Origin of the sequence: Phenylobacterium aquaticum (assembly GCF_947378715.1) — a bacterium.
GTDB classification, from domain to species: domain Bacteria; phylum Pseudomonadota; class Alphaproteobacteria; order Caulobacterales; family Caulobacteraceae; genus Phenylobacterium; species Phenylobacterium aquaticum_A.
In genome coordinates, this window is the sequence record NZ_CANCLE010000252.1 from 1 (window position 1) to 3716 (window position 3716).

General features: G+C 69.2%; 3 protein-coding genes and 1 pseudogene. All 4 read left to right on the plus strand.

What is annotated here, in order from left to right; genetic code table 11:
* Positions 1-206: zinc-binding dehydrogenase (locus Q7P21_RS20010; RefSeq protein ID WP_304180083.1), on the plus strand; the 206-nt coding region annotated here is incomplete at its 5' end.
* Positions 207-221: 15 nt separating this feature from the next.
* Positions 222-578: a GFA family protein gene (locus Q7P21_RS20015; RefSeq protein WP_304164507.1), complete on the plus strand. Its 357-nt coding sequence runs from the start codon at positions 222-224 to the stop codon at positions 576-578.
* Positions 579-740: 162 nt separating this feature from the next.
* Positions 741-2423, plus strand: a complete 1683-nt coding sequence (locus Q7P21_RS20020; RefSeq protein WP_304180085.1) for a lytic transglycosylase domain-containing protein — start codon at positions 741-743, stop codon at positions 2421-2423.
* Between the two features lie 280 nt (positions 2424-2703).
* Positions 2704-3716 (plus strand): annotated as a pseudogene (locus Q7P21_RS20025) (hypothetical protein); the annotation flags it as partial.

The following is a 3716-nucleotide window of genomic DNA, read 5'->3' on the forward strand; positions in this document are numbered from 1 at the left end:
TGAAAATGAGCGGCGCCTCCATCACCAACATCACGGTCGGCGACCGCGCGGGCCTGATCGAGCTCACCCGCGCCGTCACCATGTCCGGCCTGCGTCCCGTGATCGACCGCGTCTTCCCGTTTGAGGCGGCGCGCGAGGCCTTTACCCACCTGGAATCCGGCGCGCACATGGGCAAGGTGGTGATCCGAGGCCTCGCGGCCGCCTGACCAGGATCATCCGCCATGATCACCGCCACCTGCCACTGCGGGGCCGTCGCCCTGGAGATCGACGCCGCTCCCGCCGAGGTCACCGACTGCAACTGCTCGATCTGCCGGCGCTATGGCGTGCTCTGGGCCTATTACCCGCTGGCCCAGGTGCGTCTCGTCCCGCCGGACGCCGCCACCGACATCTATATGTGGGACGACCGCTCGATCGAATTCCATCGCTGTCGGACCTGCGGCTGCGTCACCCACTGGGCGCCGGTCGATCCGGCCCGCAATCGCATGGGGGTCAACGCCCGGCTGATGCCCCCCGCCGACCTCGCTCCGGCCCGGGTGCGGCGCCTGGATGGCGCGGGGACCGAGCGCTATCTGGACTGAGGATCAAGGCCGCTCGACACCCCCAGCAGGCGAATCACCGGGGCGTGAGGGACCCTGCTGGCGAAACGGGGTTCCGTTAACGCATACAAGCCATTACACCTTCCTGGTCTGAGGTTTGGGGCCACACGGCCTTCGTCGCGAGACGGACAGTGTGGAAGGGGCATGACGGCAAACTGGCGCATCCGGGTCGTGGCTTTCGCCGCGATCTGTGCGGCACTTTCGGGAGGCGCGCTGGCCGCGACTCCTCAGGTGCTCACGCCTGCCGACGCCCAGCACTACGCCGCCGCCTTCGATTCCGTGGACCGTGGCGACTATATCGACGCCGCCATGCAGGGGATCGAGATCACCGATCCGACCCTCAACGGCTACATCACCTATCGCCAGCTGATGCATCCGACGGCGCACAAGTCGAACTATGACGAGCTGGCTGACTGGCTGTCGCGCTATTCCGACCTGCCGCCGGCCGAACGCATCTCCACCCTCGCCGCCCGCCGCAAGCCGATCGAGGCGCCGCCGCTCTCGACCCCGCGCCTGGCCGGCACGGACTGGGCCCAGGTGCAGCTGGTAGCGCCCGGCAGCGGCGGTCCCTTCGACCTCGACAACACCCGCCTGGCGCGGGAAGCCTTCTATTCCGGCGACGCCAAGCGCGCCTTCGAGGTCGGCAAGGCGGTCGGCGACCGCTGGATCATCGGCATGGCGGCCTATCGCCTGCGCCGGTTCGATCAGGCCGAGAAAGCCCTGGCCCAGTTGGCGGACGATCAGAGCCAGGATCTCTGGGTCCGGGCCGGCGGCGCCTATTGGGCCGCCCGCGCCGCCCGCGCCCAGGGTCACACCGAGGACACCGTCGCCCATCTGCTGGTCGCGGCGGGCGCGCCCAACACCTTCTACGGCATGATCGCCGCACGTCAGGTCGCCCTACACGAGCTCGGCGATCCCATTCCGATGATCGAGAGCCCGACGATCCCGCCGCGCGCCGCAGCCCTGGTCAAGGCGTCCTATTCCGGATCCTCAGCCGACCTGACCCGGATGATGGCCGACGACCCGCGCGCCCACCGCGCCGCCGCCCTGGCCCAGATCGGCCGCGTCGCTGAGGCCGCCCAGGAGCTGCGGGCCGGCGTGGCCCTCGCCGCCAACAACGCCGAACGTGACCGCTGGACCCGGCTGTCGGCCTTGATCAACGCCGGCTTGGCCGAGGACATGGCCACCGGCGCCTATGCCGCCACGCGCCGCCGCACCGAGGCCGATTATCCGGTCCCGTCGCTGAAGCCGCGCGAGGGCTTCAAGGTCAACAAGGCGCTGGTCTATGCGATCGTACGCCAGGAAAGCCGTTTCAATCCCGGCGTGGTCTCGCCGGCCGGGGCCGTCGGCCTGATGCAGCTGATGCCCGACGCCGCCGCCCACGCCACCGGCGACACCCGCCTGCGCGACGACATGAGCCCGCTGTTCGACCCGTCCTATAATCTGAAGGTCGGCCAGGACTATCTGTCGTGGCTGATGAGCCAGGGGGTCGGCTACGACATCCTGCGCACGGTCGCGGCCTACAATGGCGGCCCCGCCACCCTGCAGAAGACCGCCGAGATGCTCGGCGACGACGACGAAAGCCTGATGGTCATCGAGTGCATGCCGGCGCTGGAGACCCGCAATTATGTCGAGAAGGTGATGGCGGCCTACTGGTCCTATCGCAAGAAGTTCGGCCAGGAGAGCGTCACCCTCGACGCCCTGGCCAGCGGCGAACGCTACGCCGACATCCGCTGGGACGCCGAACCGCCGCCGGTGGTGGAAAAGGTCCGCGAGACCAAGAAGACCAAGGGTTCCAAGACCTCCAAGCGCAGCCGCCGGGCTTAGTCCCCCTAACGATCGTCATGGCCGGGCATGTCCCGGCCACCCATACATACCCGATTCCCGATAGCGCGCGCGGCGATCGCTGCAGCTCTCCCGACACGACGATTGCGATCATGGGTGGCCGGGACAAGCCCGGCCATGACGGCTGGGTTGGGGGCTCTCGCTCTGGAAGCCGCAACGCATGCGCCACACGACGCAAACATCTTGCAACACCGGCGTTCTATCTGGGGTCCAAGGCCGCTAAGGCCACCCTCCCGTCTCGACCAAAGCCAGGATCGCCGACTTGAAGATCTCCCGTCCCCACGGCCACGGCCTCGCCGCGCGCCTGCTCGCCGGCTGCGCCCTGGCGGCCTTCGCCACGGCCGCGTCCGCCGCCGCGCCGCCTCAGCGCGATATTAGCCAAGACACTGAGGTCGAGGAGGTGGTGGTCCAGGGAAAGCTCACCCTGCCGGGCCAGGTCATTGGCGACATCACCCCGGAGGTCACGCTGTCGCCCCGCGAGATCCGCGCCTATGGGGCGGCCAATGTCACCGAGCTTCTGGCCGCGCTCGCGCCCCAGCTCACCAGCGGCCAGGGCAATGGCGGCCGGCCGGTGGTGCTGATCAATGGCGGCCGGGTCTCCGGCTTCAACGAGATCCGCGACCTGCCCACCGAGGCCATTGGCCGGGTGGAGATCCTGCCCGAGGAAGTCTCGCTGAAATACGGCTATCCGGCCGACCAGAAGGTGGTGAACATCGTCCTGCGCCAGCGCTTCAAGGCCTGGCTGGCTGAGGCCTCGGACACCGAGCCTACGGCCGGCGCCGGCGACACGGCGGCGGCCCATCTGGGCTATCTGAAGATTCTCAAGGGCCAGCGGCTGCTGCTCGACGCCAAGGTCACCCGCACCCAGCCGATCACCGAGGCGGACCGCGACGTGGTCGGCGGCGATGGCGCCGCGCGCACCCTGCAGCCGCGCTCGAACGACGTCACCCTCAACGGGGTCTGGGCCAAGCCCTTGGGCAACGGCGTCTCGGCCACGGTCAATGGGACCTTTGAGTCCACGGACAGTGACGCCAGGCTCGGTCTCTCCCCCTTCGCCACCGACGCCCTGAAGCGCCGCTCGGAGACCGAGGACGGCCGCCTCGCTGCCGCCGCCAACGGGGCCCTGGCCGGCTGGCAATGGTCCTCGACCGCCGAGGTCGAGCGCAATGTCGTGCGCACCAACACCGACCGGGCCACCGCAGCGCTCGCCTATACCGACGAGACCCGCGCGGCCACGACCGAGGCCCAGGCCGACCTGGTGCTCAATCGCGCCCT

Bases quoted from the DNA above. Each gene is read 5' to 3' on its own strand.
- Q7P21_RS20020 (WP_304180085.1), top strand. From the start codon at position 741: ATGACGGCAAACTGGCGCATCCGGGTCGTGGCTTTCGCCGCGATCTGT.
- Q7P21_RS20015 (WP_304164507.1), top strand. From the start codon at position 222: ATGATCACCGCCACCTGCCACTGCGGGGCCGTCGCCCTGGAGATCGAC.